This is a genomic window from Pseudomonas sp. NPDC089547, assembly GCF_050280665.1.
GTDB lineage: Bacteria > Pseudomonadota > Gammaproteobacteria > Pseudomonadales > Pseudomonadaceae > Aquipseudomonas.
The window spans coordinates 289,194-307,386 of sequence record NZ_JBNNVS010000001.1 but is presented as its reverse complement, the minus strand read 5'-3'; the positions used below and the strand labels follow the sequence as shown (position 1 = coordinate 307,386).

The window sequence follows — 18,193 nt, the reverse complement described above, 5'->3', positions numbered from 1 at the left end:
CCCCATCTGCACCCTCCATGCGCCGCAGCAGTACCCGGCGAAACCGACGTGTGATACAACCACGGCTCTGCCCAGCTGCCACGGATGCCCCATGTCGACGCCCAGCAAACCCCTCGCCGGCCTTAAAGTTGTCGAACTCGGCACGCTGATTGCCGGGCCCTTCGCTTCGCGGATCTGCGCCGAATTCGGTGCCGAGGTGGTCAAGGTTGAATCGCCCGATGGCGGCGACCCGCTGCGCAAGTGGCGCAAGCTGTACGAGGGCACCTCGCTGTGGTGGTTCGTGCAGGCCCGCAACAAGCAGTCGCTCACCCTCAACCTCAAGCACCCCGAGGGCCGCGAGGTGCTGAAGAAGCTGCTGGCCGAAGCAGACATCCTGATCGAGAACTTCCGCCCGGGCGTGCTGGAAAAGCTTGGCCTGGGCTGGGATGTGCTGCATGCGCTGAACCCGCGCCTGGTGATGGTGCGCCTCTCGGGCTTTGGCCAGACCGGGCCGATGAAAGACCAGCCGGGCTTCGGCGCCGTGGGCGAGTCGATGGGCGGCCTGCGCTACATCACCGGCTTCGACGACCGCCCGCCAGTACGCACCGGCATTTCCATCGGTGACTCGATTGCCGCCCTGTGGGGGGTGATCGGCGCGCTGATGGCGTTGCGTCACCGCGAAATCAATGGCGGCCAGGGCCAGGTGGTGGACGTGGCACTGTATGAGGCGATCTTCGCCATGATGGAAAGCATGGTGCCGGAGTTCGATGTGTTCGGCTTTATCCGCGAGCGTACCGGCAACATCATGCCCGGTATCACGCCCTCCTCCATCCATACCAGCGCCGATGGCAAGCATGTGCAGATCGGCGCCAACGGCGATGCGATCTTCAAGCGTTTCATGCAGGCCATTGACCGCACCGACCTGGCGGATGACCCGAGCCTGGCCACCAACGATGGCCGTGACCTGCGCCGTGACGAGCTGTACGGGGTGATCGACCGCTGGGCCAACAGCTTGCCGCTGGAGCAGTTGATGCAGGTGCTGACCACAGCCGAAGTACCGGCCAGCCGCATCTACTCGGCCGAAGACATGTTCAACGACCCGCAATACCTGGCGCGGGAAATGTTCCTGCAGGCCAAACTGCCGGACGGCAAGCCGTTCAAGATGCCCGGCATCGTACCCAAGCTGTCGGATACGCCCGGCTCCACCGAATGGGTCGGCCCGGCGCTGGGCGAACACACCGAGGCACTGCTGGCCCGCCTGGGCTACGACGCGGCGGCCATTGCCGGCCTGCGCGCGGCGGGCACGGTCTGACCCTGGCGCGGCCCGGCTCCATGCGCGCTGCCCGCTGCCTTCGCCACCTGGCTCTGCTGTGCGGGCTGTTGCCCGCATTGCTGCTGCAACCTGCCAGCGCCAAAGAGCGCCTGTTCTGGCTGGTGCGTGACTTGCCGCCGTTCACCATTTTCGAAGGCCCGGAAAAAGGCCAGGGGGTGGTCGACCAACTGTTGCCGCGGCTGATCGGGCAGATGCCCGAATACGACCACACCGTTTTGCGGGTCACCCGCGCTCGCGGTATCCAGATGCTGCAGGACCGCAACACTTTTACCTGCGACCCGACCCTGCTGTGGACACCGGAACGTGCCGAATTCGTGCGTTTCTCCCTGCCATCGCTGGGTGTGCTCAGCGGCGGCCTGGTGTTGCGCAAGGAAAACCAGGCGCTGGTGGCGCCGTACCTGGATGGCCAGCAAGTGGACCTGCATGGGCTGCTGAGCACGGCCCCGCTGAAGCTGGGGATTGTTGCCGAGCGCAGCTACGGCACGCAGATCGACAGCATTCTGCGACAGTTGCCCGACAGCGCGCTCAGCCGCCACTACGGTAGTGACGCCACCGCCAACCTGCTGCAGATGCAGCAACTGGGGCGCTTGCGCATGGTGCTCGGCTACTGGCCTGAAGTGCGCTACCTGATCCAGCAGCAAGGCGGTTCACTGGATGACTACCAGTTTCATCCGGTGCAGGGCGTGGAGCGTTATCAGTTTTTACACGTGGGGTGCTCGGACAGCGAGCTGGGGCGTGCTGCGGTGGCGCACATCGACCAGTTGCTGCCGGCGCTGCGCCGCGATGTGCTGCCCGGGCTCTATGCTCACTGGCTGGACCCGGCATTGCGGGAAGATTACCTGGAAGAGAGCAAGCGCTTCTTCGAAGACAGATGACTGGTGCATACCCAGAAAAAAGAAACCCCGGGCGCTGGGGAGGACGCCCGGGGCCAAGCGAAAGTCCTTGGGGACTTCCCGTGACAGCCTTGCCAGCACCGGAGCAAAGCACTGGCTGGCTGCCCTACTGTGTCTGATTAGCCACTCAGGCAAAGGTTCCCTGCGGTTGCTGACGCTGTTGCAGTGCCGCAATCACACAAGGCTGCAAACGGCCTTCGGCGATCTGCAAGTCTCGGTGCAGGCCATCCACCAGATCGATCAACAGGCGTTGCTCCTGCAACTGGCGCTCGCTGACCGTGCGCCGCAAGGTAATGCCGGCGAGGCGGTCATGAATGGTCAGTTGGCGGTTACCGCTGGCATCGGCGATGCCGAGGTGGATCTGATAGGGGCTCAGGGCGTCGTTGAGAAGGCTGCAGATTCTTTCCATCCGGATCACTCGCTGCGTGGTGGGATATAAAGGAACTGACCAACCGACGCAGCGGAAAGTTCGTCATGCCGCGCCTGGTTCAGTGAGCATGCGGGGCTGACATGACAGTTTGAATACGCCGCCCCGGGTGCACTTGCAGTGTTAGCAGGGCACGCTGCAAACGGGGCATCGACAGCGGCCACGTAAGCTCGGCGAGCACCCAAAGCCCCCGGTTTCTTGCCTCTTGGGCCAGGTTCTGGCGCCTCGGGGTAGCCTTGCCGACGAATATCAATGCCCGCGACCGGTGCTGCCGAGCAAGCACGGCAAGACCTGCCTGGGTTAGCATGGCATGGTCGAGAATCAGCAGATCGGTGCGACGTTCGTCCAGGCAGGCATTCAGGTCGCTAGCGTTCGCGCTAATGCGCACGTTGAACATGCCTTGGGCGTTGAGGGCCTGGTGCAGGAGGATCTGGTGCGATGGGCGCGCCTGGTGGATCAACACGGAGGTCTGGTACATGAGCCGCTCCTGGTGGGAGGACCGGCTAAGTTAGGCGTTGCGTGGGCTGTGCCTGAATAAGACGTTTCTGATTGGACTGAGGGAAAAGTCCGAGATATTGGGGCCGCTTTGCGGCCCTTTCGCGACACAAGGCCGCTCCTACAGAGAGCGCGCCAGTTGCCTGGAACGGGATCGCCTGTAGGAGCGGCCTTGTGTCGCGATGGGCTGCAGAGCAGCCCCCGGCTACAACTGGGTTTTACAGCGGCTTGCCGCGGTTGCCGTGCTGGCTGACAAACGCCTGTACCGCTTTCAGGTCATTGGCCAGCACCGTGCAACGCTCTTCACGGCTGAACAGGTCGCTGAGGTGCGCCGGCAGTTCCAGTGCCTTGCCCACACCGGCCTTCTCCACCGCTTCCGGGAACTTGACCGGGTGCGCGGTACCCAGCACCACCATCGGGGTGTCCAGGCTGCGGCGGCACTCGCGGGCGGCCTTGACGCCGATCGCGGTATGCGGGTCGAGCACTTCACCGGTGGCGGCGAACACTTCAGCGATGGTCTCGCAGGTTTGCTCGTCGCTCACGGCCAGCGAGTCGAACAGCTTGCGCGCTTCGGTCCAGCGGTCTTGCTCGACGCTGAAGCCGCCACCTTGCTTGAAGTTGGCCATAAGGTCGGCAATGGCGCCACCGTTGCGGCCGTGCAGGTCGAACAGCAGGCGCTCGAAGTTGGACGAAACCATGATGTCCATCGACGGCGACAAGGTCGCGTGCAGGGTGTCCTTGACGTACTGGTTGCCGCTCATGAAGCGGTGCAGGATGTCGTTGCGGTTGGTGGCGACGATCAGCTGGCTGACCGGCAGGCCCATGTTGCGCGCCAGGTAACCGGCGAAGATGTCGCCGAAGTTGCCGGTCGGTACCGAGAACGCCACCGAACGCGCCGGGCCACCCAACTGCAGGGCTGCGTGGAAGTAGTAGACGATCTGGGCCATGATGCGCGCCCAGTTGATCGAGTTGACTGCCACCAGGCGGGTGCCCTTGAGGAACGACTGGTCGGCGAAGCTGGCCTTGACCATTTCCTGGCAGTCATCGAAGTTACCTTCGATGGCGATGTTGTGGATGTTGTCGCCAAAAATGGTGGTCATCTGGCGACGCTGCACTTCCGACACACGCTGGTGCGGGTGCAGGATGAAGATGTCGACGTTGTCGCAACGGCGGCAGCCTTCGATGGCAGCGGAACCGGTGTCACCACTGGTGGCGCCAACAATCACTACACGTTCGTTACGCTTGGCCAGTACGTGGTCGAGCAGGCGGCCGAGCAGTTGCAGGGCAAAGTCCTTGAACGCCAGGGTCGGGCCGTGGAACAGCTCCAGCACCCACTCGTTGCTGTTCAGCTGGCGCAGCGGGGCGACCGCAGCATGGGCGAACTCGCCGTAGGTTTCCTCAAGGATCTTCTTGAAGTCGGCGTCGGCGATGCTGCCTTCGACGAACGGGCGCATTACGCGGAAGGCCAGCTCGTGGTAAGGCAGGCCAGCCCAGGAGGCGATTTCTTCCTGGGTGAAGCGAGGCAGGTTTTCAGGGACGTACAGGCCGCCGTCGCTGGCCAGGCCAGCCAGCAGCACGTCTTCAAAATTCAGGGCCGGAGCCTGGCCGCGGGTACTGATATAGCGCATGGGTGCAAACCTTCGATGCTGAGGCCCGGGCCGCGCCGGCGGCCCGAGCACAAAATTAATTGAGCTGTTCGACGCGGATGCGCACGACCTTGCCGACCACGTCTTGCAGGGCTTCCAGCGCGACGATGGCGTCGTTGATGCGCTGCTCGACCACACCGTGGGTCAGCAGGATCATCGGCACCAGGCCGTCCTGTTCCTCGGCTTCCTTCTGCATGATCGACTCGATGTTGATGCCCCGCTCCGACAGGATGCTCGCCACCTGAGCCAGCACGCCCGGGTGATCCTTGGCCTGGATGCGCAGGTAGTAGGCGCTTTCGCAGGCTTCGATCGGCAGGATCGGGTGGGCCGACAGCGAATCTGGCTGGAAGGCCAGGTGCGGCACGCGGTTTTCCGGGTCGGAGGTCATGGCACGGACCACGTCCACCAGGTCACCGACTACCGACGAAGCGGTAGGCTCCATGCCGGCACCGGCACCGTAGTACAGGGTGGAACCGGCAGCGTCACCGTTGACCATCACGGCGTTCATCACGCCGTTGACGTTGGCGATCAGGCGGTCGGCCGGGATCAGCGTCGGGTGCACACGCAGTTCGATGCCTTCGGCGGTACGCCGGGCCACGCCCAGGTGCTTGATGCGGTAGCCCAAGGCCTCGGCATAGTTCACGTCAGCGGTGGTCAGCTGGGTGATGCCTTCGGTGTAAGCCTTGTCGAACTGCAGCGGGATGCCAAAGGCGATGGATGCCAGGATGGTCAGCTTGTGCGCGGCGTCAATGCCCTCGACGTCAAAGGTCGGGTCGGCTTCGGCGTAACCCAGCGCCTGGGCTTCGGCCAGCACGTCCGGGAAGGCGCGGCCTTTCTCGCGCATTTCGGTGAGGATGAAGTTGCCGGTGCCGTTGATGATGCCGGCCAGCCAGTTGATGCGGTTGGCCGACAGGCCCTCGCGAATGGCCTTGATTACCGGGATGCCGCCAGCCACGGCCGCTTCGAAGGCGACGATAACGCCCTTCTCGCGGGCCTTGGCGAAGATTTCGTTGCCGTGCACGGCAATCAGCGCCTTGTTGGCGGTAACCACGTGCTTGCCGTTTTCAATGGCCTTGAGCACCAGGTCGCGGGCGATGGTGTAGCCACCGATCAGCTCGATGACAATGTCGATCTCCGGGTTGCTCGCAACTTCGAACACATCAGCGGTAATGGGGGTACCGGTAATCTGGCAGTTCGGGTTCTGCGAGCGCATGGCGATCTGTGCCACTTCAATACCGCGCCCGGCACGGCGGGCAATCTCCTCGGCGTTGCGCTGAAGTACATTGAAGGTTCCGCCACCGACGGTCCCCAACCCACAGATGCCTACTTTGACCGGTTTCACTGTGAACTCCCCATTGAACGGCCGACACTGTTGCCGACCGTGAAACATGCCGTCACCCCATGACGACGGCGTACTGAATTGGATTACTTGGCCAGGGCCAGCTTGGCGACTTGCGGTGCCGGCTGGTAGCCCGGAATGACCTGGCCGCTTTCAAGCACGATGGCCGGCGTGCCGTTGACGCCGATCGACTGGCCTAGCTGGAACTGCTTGCCGACCGGGTTGGCGCACTTGGCCGCCTTGATTTCTTCGCCTTCGACCATCTTGTCCATCGCCCCACGGCGGTCGCTGGAGCACCAGACCGCCTGCAACTGCTGGTCACCCGGCGAGCCCAGGCCCTGGCGCGGGAAGGCAACGTAGCGCACTTCGATACCGCGGCGGTTCAACTCGGGCACTTCAGCGTGCAGCTTGTGGCAATACGGGCAGGTGGTGTCGGTAAACACGGTAATGTGCGACTTGGTCTCGCCTTTGGCAGGATAAACCACCATCTCGGCGGCTGGAATGCCGTTGATGAGCTTGGCGATGCCTTGGCGCTCGGTTTTTTCGGTGAGGTTGACCGGCTTGCCGTCCTGGATCTGGAACAGGTAGCCCTGCATCACGAACTGGCCGTCGGCGCTGGCGTACAGCACGCGGCCGCCCTGCAGCTTGACTTCATAAAGGCCGTTGAGCGGGCTGCTGGCCACGCTTTCCACGGGCACTTCCAGCTCAAGGTTCTGCAACGATTTACGGATGGCCTGCTCGGCACCGGCATTGCTATCGGTTGCCGCAGCAACGGCAAAGGTACTGGCCAGCGCCAAGGCGGCGGCGGCGAAAAACTGGGTCACGCGCATGGGAACTCCTGAAGGCGGACAGGGGCCGGAGGGCGCCACCTGCGAAAAATACGCGGTGACCGTGCGGCCCTTGGTGCAAACCGCCCAAGCCTACCACATCACGCCACCGGTGAAGGGCCTTGCCAGGACCAGTCAGCGGAACATGAAAAACATTCATCCACGCGGATGGTGCTGGGCATGCAACTGCTGCAGGCGGGCCTTGGCGACGTGGGTGTAGATCTGCGTGGTGGACAGGTCGCTGTGGCCAAGCAACATCTGCACCACGCGCAGGTCGGCGCCATGGTTGAGCAGGTGGGTGGCGAAGGCGTGGCGCAGCGTATGCGGCGACAGTGGCTTGTCGATACCGGCAACCCGGGCATGGTGCTTGATACGGTGCCAGAAGGTCTGGCGGGTCATCTGTTCGCCGCGCTGGCTGGGGAACAGCACGTCGCTGGGGCGACCATTAAGCAATTCGGCGCGGCCATCGCGCTGGTAGCGTTCCAGCCACACCACCGCCTCTTCACCCATGGGCACCAAGCGTTCCTTGCTGCCCTTGCCCATCACCCGCAGCACACCCTGGCGCAGGTTGATCTGATCCAGGGTCAGGCTGACCAGCTCGGTGACGCGCAGGCCGCAGGCATAGAGCACTTCGAGCATGGCGCGGTCGCGCTGGCCGATGGCTTCGCCCAGGTCCGGGGCTTGCAGCAAGGCTTCGACGTCCGCCTCGGACAGCGACTTGGGCAGTGGCTTGCCCAGTTGCGGCATGTCGACCTGCAAGGTTGGGTCGATGGCCACCAGCTTTTCCCGCAGCAGGTAGCGGAAGAAACCGCGCAGGCCGGAGAGGAAGCGCGCCGTGGAGCGTGGCTTGTAACCCTGATCGAGGCGCCAGGCGAGGTGGTCGAGGATCAGGTCCCGGCCGGCGTCGGGCAGGGAAACCGAATGCTCCTGAAGCCAGCCGTTGAACAGGGCCAGGTCGCTGCGGTAGGAGGCACGGGTGTTGTCGGACAGGCCCTTTTCGAGCCACAGGGCGTCGAGGAACTGGTCGATCAGGGGGTGGTCTAGGGCGGGCATTCGGGGCTGCTGGGTGTTGTAGGTGGGGCTAGTGTTTCACAGCAGCTTGGGGGTTGTCGTGATCAATCGGACCTTGAGCCGCTCGCGCGGTCCTTGTAGGAGCGGCCTTGTGTCGCGATGGGCTGCGCAGCAGCCCCAGGATTTCAGCGGCGCTGCACCATTTCCGGGGCTGCTGCGCAGCCCATCGCGACACAAGGCCGCTCCTACAGGGACCGCGTCAGCCAATCACAAAAGGTCGCCAGACGATTACAGAGCCCGCGTCAGGCTCAGGGCTGGGGCAATACGGGCACCGGGCGTTTGTCCTCGTCGATGGCGACAAAGCTGAACACCCCATGAATCGCCCGCTCGCGGCCGTCCAGGTACATGTTCTCGACAAACACATCCACCTGCACCTGCAAGCTGGTATTGCCAACCTTGACCACCGAACCCACCAGTTCGACGATCGAGCCCGCCGGGATCGGGTGCTTGAAGTCGATACGGTCGGTGGACACGGTCACCAGCGGCAAACGGCAGAAGCGCGTGGCGGCAATGAACGACACTTCGTCCATCCAGGCCAGGGCAGTGCCGCCAAACAGGGTGTTGTGGTGGTTGGTGGTATTGGGGAATACCGCCTTGGTCACGCGGGTCACCGACAGCTCGGTACGGCGCTGGATTTCCTGGTCTCGGATAGTCATTGCAATCACACCTTTCAAAGGTTCAAAACGCAAAAAAGCAGCCCGAAGGCTGCTTTTTTCTCGCTAGGCGGCCTCGGCCACCGGGCAAACTGTACTCAGGACAGTTTTTCCTTGATGCGAGCGGCTTTGCCGGACAGGTCGCGCAGGTAGTACAGCTTGGCTTTACGCACGTCACCACGACGTTTCACGGCCAGGCTGTCGATTTGCGGGCTGTAGGTCTGGAAGGTACGCTCTACGCCAACGCCGCTGGAGATCTTGCGCACGGTGAAAGCGCTGTTCAGACCGCGGTTACGCTTGGCGATAACAACGCCTTCGAACGCCTGCAGACGGGAACGCTCGCCTTCCTTCACTTTAACCTGAACGACAACGGTGTCGCCTGGTGCGAAGGTCGGGATTTCCTTGCTCATCTGCTCGGCTTCGAGCTGCTGGATGATCTTGTTGGTCATGCTGTGCTCCTAAGATGGATACGCGATCCACCATCGATACGTTTAACTATCGTCCCGCTCGCGGAGGTATTCCTCGAGCAGCTTCTTCTCTTCTCCAGAAAGCGAGCGACTTTCCAGAAGATCGGCGCGTCGTTCGAAGGTCCTACCAAGGGACTGCTTCATCCTCCAACGCCGGATATGTGCATGGTTGCCACTTAGCAACACGTCGGGAACACGCTGATCCGCATACACCTCAGGTCGGGTGTAGTGCGGGCAATCCAGCAGACCGTCGGTGAAGGAATCTTCTTCCGCCGAGTCCACATGCCCTAAAGCTCCGGGCAGCAGCCGTGTAACCGCATCGATCAGTACCATGGCCGGCAGCTCGCCACCGGAAAGCACATAGTCGCCAATCGACCACTCCTCATCGACATGAGCCTCGATAAAGCGCTCGTCGATGCCTTCATAACGACCGGCGATCAGGATCAACGATTCCTGTTCGGCCAGGCCTTTGACCGCCTGCTGAGTCAGCTTGCGGCCTTGTGGCGAAAGGTAGATCACCTTCGCCGCTGCTCCGGTCGCTTGCCTGGCACTAACCAGGGCGTCTTCCAGAGGCTTGATTTTCATCACCATGCCCGGACCACCGCCAAACGGCCGATCATCCACCGTGTGGTGACGATCTGTGGTGTAGTCCCGCGGGTTCCAGCAAGTCACCTGAAGCAACCCCTGTTTCACCGCGCGGCTGGTAATGCCGTACTCCGTGATGGCCGAGAACATCTCGGGGAACAACGTGATGACGTCTACGCGAAGGTTACCCATCGTTTAGAAGTCCGCGTCCCATTCAACCCGCATCACGCCTGCTTCCAGGTCGATGTTGAGCACGCATTGCTCCGTATAGGGCAACAGACGCTCGCGATCATCCAGGCTGCCTGCGCAGGGCTTGACCACCATTACATCGTTCGCACCGGTCTCCAACAGGTGATCGACCTTGCCGAACAACTGTTCGTCCTGGTTGATGACCTTCAGGCCTTGCAACTGGTACCAGTAGTACTCGTCGGCAGCCAGGTTGGGCAAAAGGCTCCGCGCAATGCAGATTTCGTAACCGCTCAGAAGACGGGCTTCATCGCGATCCTCGAGGCCTTTCAGCTTTACGACCAGGCCCTTTTGGGAGCCACGACCGTTGACCAGCTCGACCTGCTTTACCTTGCCTTCGTGCCGAAGCGTCCAGCGCGGATAATCCAACAGGTTTTCAATCGGATCGGTAAAGGAATACACCTTCACCTCGCCGCGAACGCCGTGAACCGAAAAAATCTTGCCGACGACGATGAGGTCATCAGCCTTTTCTGGCGTCGCGTTCATACTGTTCAGGCAGCGGCCTTGGCAGCGTCCTTCAGCAGCTGAGCAACGCGCTCAGACGGCTGTGCGCCCTGGCTCAGCCAGTAGGTGACGCGCTCTTGGTTGACCGACAGCTTGACTTCGGCGCCCGATGCGATCGGGTTGAAGAAGCCAACGCGCTCAACGAAACGGCCGTCACGGGCGTTACGCGAGTTGGTCACGGTCAGGTGGTAGAATGGGCGCTTTTTCGAGCCGCCACGGGCCAGACGAATGGTTACCATGTGAACATCGTTCCTATAGTCGGTGTTGCAGTTTGTACTGCAAATCTGAATGCCAAATAGGCACACGGGTGCCCAAAAGGCCGCATATTCTCGGGGAATACACGGACATTTGCAAATGACTTTTTCGGCAAGGCACTGCCCCACCGTCCAGATTTGCCGGTTGCGCCGCGAAATCCGCGGCCGTTGCCCCGCCGAAGCGGGCGTTCTGGGCGCCTGGCCGATAAACGGCAGGCGCCCGGAATAAGGGTTACAGCTTCGGCATGCCGCCGCCAGGCAGCATGCCGCCAAGGCCGCGCATCATCTTGGCCATGCCGCCTTTGGCAGAAAACTTCTTCATCATCTTCTGCATCTGCTTGTGCTGCTTGATCAGCCGGCCGATGTCCTGCACCTGGGTGCCGGAACCCAGGGCGATGCGGCGCTTGCGCGAACCACTGATCAGGTCAGGGTCGCGGCGCTCGGCCGGGGTCATGGAGTTGATGATCGCCTCCATCTGCTTGAACTGCTTCTCGGCCGCGCCCTGGGCGTTACCCATCTGCGACAGGTTGACCCCGCCGATGCTCGGCAACTTGTCCATCAGGCCGCCCAGGCCGCCCATGTTCTTCATTTGTTGCAGCTGGTCGCGGAAGTCTTCGAGGTCGAAGCCCTTGCCCTTCTTCAGCTTCTTGGCCAGCTTGTCGGCCTTGGCCTTGTCGATGGTCTGCTCGGCCTGCTCGATCAGGCTGAGCACGTCACCCATGCCAAGAATGCGCGAGGCGACGCGGTCAGGGTGGAAGGGCTCGAGGGCCTCGGTCTTTTCACCCATACCGATGAACTTGATCGGCTTGCCAGTAATGGCACGCACCGACAGTGCGGCACCGCCACGGGCATCACCATCGACCTTGGTCAGCACCACACCGGTCAGTGGCAGTGCCTCGCCAAACGCCTTGGCGGTGTTGGCAGCGTCCTGGCCGGTCATGGCGTCGACCACGAACAGGGTCTCGATCGGCTTGACTGCAGCGTGCAGCGCCTTGATCTCGTCCATCATGTCGGCGTCGATGTGCAAACGGCCGGCGGTGTCGACGATGACCACATCGATGAATTTCAGCTTGGCTTCGCGGATGGCCGCTTCGGCAATGGCCACCGGCTTCTGACTGATGTCGGACGGGAAGAAGGTGACGCCGATGTCGTTGGCCAGGGTTTCCAGCTGCTTGATCGCCGCCGGGCGGTAAACGTCGGCGGAGACCACCATCACGCTCTTTTTCTTGCGCTCTTTAAGGAAGCGCGCCAGCTTGCCGGCGGTGGTGGTCTTACCCGCACCCTGCAGGCCGGCCATCAGCACCACGGCAGGCGGCGCAGCGTTCAGCGCGAGGTCTTCGTTGGCCGCACCCATCAGGCTTTCCAGCTCGGCCTGAACGATCTTCACGAACGCCTGGCCCGGGGTCAGGCTGCGCGACACTTCGGTGCCGACCGCGCGTTCCTTGACGCTGTTGACGAAATCCTTGACCACCGGCAGGGCAACATCGGCCTCGAGCAGGGCCATGCGCACTTCGCGCAGCGTGTCCTTGATGTTGTCTTCGGTCAGCTTGGCCTTGCCGGTGACATGGCGCAGCGTCTGTGACAGGCGGTCGGTCAGGTTTTCGAACATGGTGATCCTTTCAGGCCCAGTAAAAGCCGAGGTTTGTCAGGCGCCCGCGGGGAAATGCACACCCGCCGGGCACAGCAAGGCAGCGATTATAGCGAAGTGCGGCGGCGGCGCACACCTTGGGAGATATTCGGTGCCTGCTCCGGCCTCTTCGCGGGCGCGCCCGCTCCCACAGGATCTCCACCACTTTCAGGGCCTGCGCAGGACCTGTGGGAGCGGGCGTGCCCGCGAATGCCCTGACACAAGCCTTCAGTCTTCCTTGATCAACGGGATCTATGCCAAACTCCGTCTCTTTAAAGGCTTGCCAACCAGGACTTATGGTCTCCTCACCCAGCCTCATCCCCAACCTGATCGCCGCCGGCCTTTATATAGCTGCGGCCATCTACCAGGGCTCGCACCTGGCCCAGGGCCGCAAGGCCGACAAGCGCCTGCTTGGCCTGCTGGGCGCGTTCGCGGTGCTGGCCCAGGCCGGCGCGCTGTTCTTCCAGCTGATCACCCCGCTGGGCCTGAGCCTGGACTTTTTCAGCGCCGCCAGCCTGATCGCCGTAGCGGTCATCGCCCTGACCCTGATCGCCTGCCTGCGCATACCGGTGGAAAACCTGCTGGTGCTGCTGTTCCCGCTGGGTGCGATCACTGCGCTGCTGGCGCAGTTCGCACCACCCGGCACGGTGCCGCTGATCAACGAAGAACCGGGCATCCTCGCGCATATCCTGCTGTCGATCCTGGCCTACGGGCTGTTCACCATCGCGGTGTTCCAGTCGCTGCTGTTGCTGCTGCAGGACCGCCAACTGAAGAACAAGCACCCGTCCGGGCTGATCCGCAACTTCCCACCCCTGCAAACCATGGAAAGCCTGCTGTTCGGCTTCCTCTGGGCCGGCTGGTGCCTGCTGTCGCTGTCATTGATCTCGGGCTGGCTGTTCCTCGACAACCTGTTTGCCCAGCACCTGGTACACAAGACCTTGCTGGCATGCGTGGCCTGGGTGGTGTTCAGCGTGTTGCTGTGGGGCCGCACCCGCCTGGGTTGGCGCGGCCACAAGGCCATCCGCTGGACGCTGGCCGGTTTCTGCCTGCTGATGCTGGCCTATTTCGGCAGCAAGCTGGTTCGCGAATTCATCTTGCATATCTGACGGCCGACCATGGACACCCTGCCGTACGCACCGCTATTCGGCACCCTGGCACTGGCCCTTATGTGGTCGGCGCTGTTCACTGCCGTGGATGCAGCCCGCCTGCTGCTCAATGGTTCCCTGCGCACCAACGAGGAAGGCCAGCCCGTGCTACCTGCGCAGGCACTGGTGCTGTGCGCCAGCCTGGGCAAGCTGCTGGTGCTGGGCCTCGCCTGCCTGGTGGGCCAGCGCCACAGTGGCGAACATGGTTTCTGGCTGGCGGGGCTGGCCGCCACCTTCACCTTGCTGGTGTTTGCCGAGTACCTGCCGCGTCGCCTGGCCCGACGCAACCCGCAGGCGCTCGTCAGCCTTGGCGCCAGCCTGCTCAAAGTGCCCCTCGCCTTGCTACAGCCGCTGGCCTGCCTGCTGGACGGCTTTGCCAAGCTACTGCTGCGCCCGTTCCGCGTGCAACCTACGGCCGTAGCCCTGCACCCGCAGGAAGCCGATGACTTCGACGAGGACGACGAGCACGAAGCCCCCCGCCATGGGCTGCTCGACGGCCTGCAGTCGCTGGACAAAGTCACCGTCAACGACATCCTGGTGCCGCGCAACGAAGTGGACGGCATCAACCTGGACGAACCGATCGAGCGCATCATCGAACAGTTGATCGTCAGCCGTCACACCCGCCTGCCGGTGTATCACAACGACATCAACCAGGTCGAAGCCATCCTCAATACCAAGCTGATCAGCCATCTTTTGCCCAAGGCCGAATTGACCCTGGATGCGTTGCACGGCGCCTGTTACGAACCCTATTTCGTGCCGGAAAGCACACCCCTGCAAATGCAGTTGCTGAATTTCCACAAGCAGCAACGCCGCATGGGCGTAGTGGTGGATGAGTACGGCGAGGTGCAGGGCATCGTCACCCTTGAAGACATCCTCGAAGAGATCGTTGGCGAGTTCGAGGATGAACAGAGCCTGGAAAACCCCCACGTGCACCCGCAGCCTGATGGCACCTTCGTCATCGATGGCACCGCCTCGCTGCGCGAAATCAACCGTACCCTGGGCTGGCACCTGCCCTGCGACGGCGGGCCGAAAACCCTTAACGGGCTGGTGACCGAAGCGCTGGAGAGCATTCCGGAAAGCGCCGTTTGCCTGAAGATCGGCCGCTATCGCCTGGAAATCCTCGAAACAGAGGACAATTGTGCCAGCAAGGTACTGGTGTGGACCGTGACCCGATAGCTATACTCGGGTCACGCTTACCCAGCCCCGCCGCCACGCCTGCTACCCGCACCCGGCGCCAAACGGCCAGTCCGCTCCACTGACACGCCCTGCGGTCCTGCTTCAACACCCTGAACAGTGCCCGCCCCGCCCCTATCCCCCTTGGGCTATCGTCAGTCGGGCGCACACAACAACAAAACGCTCCGGCGTCCGCGCAACCGTGCCTGCCCTTTGCCCGGCACGCCATCGCGGGCCATGCCCATGGAGCTGGACCAGACTGTTAGGGACCTACTTAATGACAACCAGCAGCACCTATGCCGAAGCGCCTGCCGCACCGGTCAACTCGCCTGCGCGGGTAGCCACCGCAAGCTTCATCGGCACCGCCATCGAGTTCTATGATTTCTACGTCTACGCCACCGCCGCTGCTCTGGTGATTGGCCCGGTATTCTTCCCGTCCGGCTCAGGTACCGCGCAAATGCTGGCGGCCTTCCTCACGTTCGGCATCGCCTTCCTCGCCCGCCCGCTGGGCTCGGCGCTGTTCGGCCACTTTGGCGACCGCATCGGCCGCAAGTCGACCCTGGTTGCCTCGCTGTTGCTGATGGGCGTTTCCACCACGGCCATCGGCGTGCTGCCGGGTTATGACAGCATTGGCGTGTGGGCGCCGATCATTCTCTGCCTGCTGCGTTTTGGCCAAGGCCTGGGCCTGGGCGGCGAATGGGGTGGCGCAGCGTTGCTGGCCACCGAGAACGCCCCGGAGGGCAAGCGTGCCTGGTTCGGCATGTTCCCGCAGCTGGGCCCATCGATCGGCTTTTTGGCTGCCAACGGCTTGTTCCTGACCCTGGCGCTGACCCTGAGCGACGAGCAGTTCCGCGACTGGGGCTGGCGCATTCCGTTCCTGCTCAGCGCTGCACTGGTGCTGGTCGGCCTGTACGTGCGTCTGAAACTTGAAGAAAGCCCGGTGTTCGCCAAGGCAGTTGCTCGCCAGGAACGGGTGAAGATGCCGGTGGTGGACCTGTTCGCCAAGCACTGGCGCCCTACCCTGCTGGGCGCTGCGGCGATGGTGGTGTGCTACGCGCTGTTCTATATCTCGACGGTGTTCTCGCTGAGCTACGGCGTGACCACGCTGGGCTACAGCCGCGAGACGTTCCTTGGCCTGCTGTGCTTTGCAGTGGTGTTCATGGCCCTGGCCACACCGCTGTCGGCCTGGCTCAGTGACCGCTACGGGCGCAAGCCGGTGCTGATCGTGGGTGGCCTGTTGGCGGTGGCGTCGGGCTTTACCATGGAACCGCTGCTGACCTCCGGTTCGACCACGGGTGTGGCGCTGTTCCTGGCCATCGAGCTGTTCCTGATGGGCGTGACCTTTGCGCCGATGGGAGCATTGCTGCCTGAACTGTTCCCGACCCACGTGCGTTATACCGGGGCTTCGGCGGCGTATAACCTGGGCGGGATTGTCGGGGCCTCGGCGGCACCGTTCTTTGCCCAGAAGCTGGTGAGCATGGGCGGGTTGAGCTGGGTGGGGGGGTATGTGTCGGCGGCGGCAGTGATCAGCCTGATTGCCGTGTTGTGCCTGAAAGAGACCCGCAACACACAATTGTAAGTAATTGGGGCGGCGTTGCGACCCTTCGCGGCGGTTCGGCGCGAAGGGCTGCAACGCAGCCCCAGTCGGATCAGAACTCGACCTTGACCGCCTGCGATGCACGGGTCGCCTTGGCCCGTGCCAGTTCGACCGACTCGTCACGCGCCAGGCACACGCCCATGCGGCGGGTACCGTTGATTTCCGGCTTGCCGAACAGGCGGATGGCCGTATCCGGTTCGCTCAGCGCTGCGCCCAGGTTGGCGAAGCTGGTCTGCTGCGATTGCCCTTCCGGCAGGATGACTGCCGACGCCGACGGACCAAACTGGCGCACCACTGGAATCGGCAGGCCGAGAATGGCGCGGGCGTGCAGGGCGAACTGCGACAGGTCCTGGGAAATCAGGGTCACCAAGCCAGTGTCATGCGGGCGTGGCGACACTTCGCTGAACCATACCTGGTCGCCTTTCACGAACAGCTCTACGCCGAACAGGCCACGACCGCCCAGGGCGTCGGTAACTGCCTTGGCCACGCGCTGCGACTCGGCCAGCGCTTTCGGGCTCATGGCCTGCGGCTGCCACGACTCCTGATAGTCGCCCTTCTCCTGCCGGTGTCCAACCGGTTCCAGGAAGGTGGTGCCGCCCACGTGGCGCACGGTCAGCAGGGTGATTTCGTATTCGAAGTCAATGAAACCTTCGACAATCACGCGGCCTTTACCGGCGCGACCGCCTTCCTGCGCGTAGTCCCACGACTTCTGCAGGTCGGCATCGCTGCGCAGCAGGCTCTGGCCTTTACCCGACGAGCTCATCACCGGCTTGACTACACACGGGTAGCCGACATCGGCCACGGCCTTGGCGTAGTCTTCATAAGTGTCGGCAAAGTGGTACGGCGAGGTCGGCAGGTCCAGCTCTTCGGCGGCCAGGCGACGGATGCCCTCACGGTTCATGGTCAGCTGGGTGGCGCGGGCGGTCGGCACCACATTGAAACCTTCGTTTTCCAGCTCGACCAGGGTGGCGGTGGCGATGGCTTCGATTTCAGGGACGATGTAGTGGGGTTTCTCGGCCTCGATCACCGCCCGCAGGGCAACGCCATCGAGCATGTTGACCACGTGGCTGCGATGCGCCACCTGCATGGCCGGGGCATTGGCGTAGCGGTCGACGGCGATCACTTCGACGCCCAGGCGCTGCAGCTCGATCACCACTTCCTTGCCCAACTCGCCACAGCCGCACAGCAGTACACGGGTCGCGGTGGGCGACAAGGGGGTTCCGATACGGGTCATTTCAGGTCCTCGAAGGCATCCGGGGCCGCACCAGGCTTGGCACCGCCCGCTGAAAAAGGACCGCTATTCTACACCATCAACCGACAACGGCGGCCCGCCGGGCGCGAAATGCCATGGCCAGCCACACGGCGGTGACACCGGCGAACTTGGAGGCCATGGCGGTGCCGACCACCGCAGGGGTCAGGGCGCCGATCATGCCGAAGAAAATGAAGGTATCCACCGGAATGCTCAGCGCCGAACTCAACCACAGGCGGTCACGCAGTGGCCGACGGGTGATGCTGAACACCAGCCAGTCGATCAGCTCGGAGATGAAGAACGCAGTGGCGCTGGCCAGGGCGATGGCCGGCTCCGAGGTGACGTAGGAAAGCACCAGGGCCACCAGCATGGCAACCAGGGCGCCGTGGCCGAAGCGGGTCTGCACCATGTCACGCAGGATGAACACCAGGCCACCCCAGGCGGACCAGATGATGTCCAGGTGCGGGGCACTGGAAAACGCGTAGTTGATCAGCACTACGCTGCTGATATAGGCGATCAGATAGAACATGGCGGGTAGTCTGTGGGCAAGCCGTACAGATTACCGCTGGCTTCTTCGCGGGTAAACCCGCACACAGGGATTTCACAAGGCCTGGGGCTATGCAGTACCTGTGGGAGCGGGCGTGCCCGCGAACACCGGCGAAGCCGGTGCCATATACCGCGGT

The 18,193-nt window shown here is 62.9% G+C and carries 19 protein-coding genes; 5 read left to right on the top strand and 14 right to left on the bottom strand.

The annotated features are described in order from the left end of the window. The first annotated feature begins 91 nt into the window (after positions 1-91). Both ACQKPZ_RS01355 and ACQKPZ_RS01350 read left to right on the top strand, forming a co-directional pair. Positions 92-1,291 (top strand): CaiB/BaiF CoA transferase family protein, encoded by a 1,200-nt coding sequence (locus ACQKPZ_RS01355; RefSeq protein WP_427535084.1) that lies wholly within the window; start codon positions 92-94, stop codon positions 1,289-1,291. 20 nt (positions 1,292-1,311) lie between these two features. Further along, positions 1,312-2,187: a TIGR02285 family protein gene (locus ACQKPZ_RS01350; protein WP_427535082.1), complete on the top strand. Its 876-nt coding sequence runs from the start codon at positions 1,312-1,314 to the stop codon at positions 2,185-2,187. 145 nt (positions 2,188-2,332) lie between these two features. Here ACQKPZ_RS01350 and ACQKPZ_RS01345 read toward each other — a convergent pair whose 3' ends face one another. The 12 genes from ACQKPZ_RS01345 to ffh form a co-directional block, all read right to left on the bottom strand. Further along, complete coding sequence (locus tag ACQKPZ_RS01345) at positions 2,333-2,614, bottom strand: DUF3509 domain-containing protein (RefSeq protein WP_427535080.1); 282 nt, start codon at positions 2,612-2,614, stop codon at positions 2,333-2,335. A gap of 79 nt (positions 2,615-2,693) precedes the next feature. Continuing rightward, positions 2,694-3,110: a histidine kinase gene (locus ACQKPZ_RS01340; protein WP_427535078.1), complete on the bottom strand. Its 417-nt coding sequence runs from the start codon at positions 3,108-3,110 to the stop codon at positions 2,694-2,696. Between the two features lie 235 nt (positions 3,111-3,345). Continuing rightward, a complete protein-coding gene (gene thrC, locus ACQKPZ_RS01335; RefSeq protein WP_391130356.1) occupies positions 3,346-4,755 on the bottom strand; it encodes a threonine synthase in 1,410 nt (469 codons plus the stop codon). A gap of 55 nt (positions 4,756-4,810) precedes the next feature. Further along, on the bottom strand, positions 4,811-6,115 hold the full coding sequence (locus ACQKPZ_RS01330) for a homoserine dehydrogenase (RefSeq protein ID WP_060485691.1): 1,305 nt from the start codon (positions 6,113-6,115) through the stop codon (positions 4,811-4,813). A gap of 83 nt (positions 6,116-6,198) precedes the next feature. After that, positions 6,199-6,942, bottom strand: a complete 744-nt coding sequence (locus ACQKPZ_RS01325; RefSeq protein WP_201207839.1) for a thioredoxin fold domain-containing protein — start codon at positions 6,940-6,942, stop codon at positions 6,199-6,201. Between the two features lie 153 nt (positions 6,943-7,095). Further along, positions 7,096-7,992: a site-specific tyrosine recombinase XerD gene (xerD, locus tag ACQKPZ_RS01320; RefSeq protein ID WP_427535076.1), complete on the bottom strand. Its 897-nt coding sequence runs from the start codon at positions 7,990-7,992 to the stop codon at positions 7,096-7,098. Positions 7,993-8,258: 266 nt separating this feature from the next. After that, on the bottom strand, positions 8,259-8,666 hold the full coding sequence (locus tag ACQKPZ_RS01315) for an acyl-CoA thioesterase (protein WP_427535074.1): 408 nt from the start codon (positions 8,664-8,666) through the stop codon (positions 8,259-8,261). A 95-nt stretch (positions 8,667-8,761) separates the two neighbouring features. Then, positions 8,762-9,112 (bottom strand): 50S ribosomal protein L19, encoded by a 351-nt coding sequence (rplS, locus tag ACQKPZ_RS01310; RefSeq protein ID WP_003252148.1) that lies wholly within the window; start codon positions 9,110-9,112, stop codon positions 8,762-8,764. Between the two features lie 42 nt (positions 9,113-9,154). Beyond that, positions 9,155-9,907 (bottom strand): tRNA (guanosine(37)-N1)-methyltransferase TrmD, encoded by a 753-nt coding sequence (gene trmD / locus ACQKPZ_RS01305; protein ID WP_003252146.1) that lies wholly within the window; start codon positions 9,905-9,907, stop codon positions 9,155-9,157. Between the two features lie 3 nt (positions 9,908-9,910). Continuing rightward, positions 9,911-10,447 carry a ribosome maturation factor RimM gene (rimM, locus tag ACQKPZ_RS01300; protein WP_427535072.1) on the bottom strand — a complete coding sequence of 179 codons (537 nt, stop codon included), beginning with the start codon at positions 10,445-10,447 and terminating at the stop codon, positions 9,911-9,913. A 5-nt stretch (positions 10,448-10,452) separates the two neighbouring features. Further along, the gene (rpsP, locus tag ACQKPZ_RS01295) at positions 10,453-10,704 is read right to left on the bottom strand and encodes a 30S ribosomal protein S16 (RefSeq protein WP_008094480.1); all 252 of its coding nucleotides are present in this window, start codon (positions 10,702-10,704) and stop codon (positions 10,453-10,455) included. 247 nt (positions 10,705-10,951) lie between these two features. Then, positions 10,952-12,328 carry a signal recognition particle protein gene (gene ffh / locus ACQKPZ_RS01290; RefSeq protein ID WP_012270758.1) on the bottom strand — a complete coding sequence of 459 codons (1,377 nt, stop codon included), beginning with the start codon at positions 12,326-12,328 and terminating at the stop codon, positions 10,952-10,954. A gap of 314 nt (positions 12,329-12,642) precedes the next feature. Here ffh and ACQKPZ_RS01285 point away from each other — a divergent pair, with 314 nt between their 5' ends. The 3 genes from ACQKPZ_RS01285 (at position 12,643) to ACQKPZ_RS01275 (ending at position 16,243) form a co-directional block, all read left to right on the top strand. Further along, the gene (locus ACQKPZ_RS01285) at positions 12,643-13,452 is read left to right on the top strand and encodes a cytochrome C assembly family protein (RefSeq protein ID WP_427535070.1); all 810 of its coding nucleotides are present in this window, start codon (positions 12,643-12,645) and stop codon (positions 13,450-13,452) included. Between the two features lie 9 nt (positions 13,453-13,461). After that, positions 13,462-14,667, top strand: coding sequence for a transporter associated domain-containing protein (locus ACQKPZ_RS01280; protein WP_427535068.1), 1,206 nt, complete (start codon positions 13,462-13,464; stop codon positions 14,665-14,667). Positions 14,668-14,941: 274 nt separating this feature from the next. After that, entirely contained in the window at positions 14,942-16,243 is a 1,302-nt protein-coding gene (locus ACQKPZ_RS01275; protein WP_427535066.1) for an MFS transporter, read from the top strand. Between the two features lie 70 nt (positions 16,244-16,313). Here the strand turns inward: ACQKPZ_RS01275 and purT are convergent, their stop codons facing one another. Together purT and ACQKPZ_RS01265 are read right to left on the bottom strand one after the other, a co-directional pair. Next, the gene (purT, locus tag ACQKPZ_RS01270) at positions 16,314-17,495 is read right to left on the bottom strand and encodes a formate-dependent phosphoribosylglycinamide formyltransferase (protein ID WP_016501237.1); all 1,182 of its coding nucleotides are present in this window, start codon (positions 17,493-17,495) and stop codon (positions 16,314-16,316) included. Between the two features lie 76 nt (positions 17,496-17,571). Continuing rightward, entirely contained in the window at positions 17,572-18,039 is a 468-nt protein-coding gene (locus ACQKPZ_RS01265; RefSeq protein WP_427535064.1) for a preQ0 transporter, read from the bottom strand. Positions 18,040-18,193: the final 154 nt, after the last annotated feature.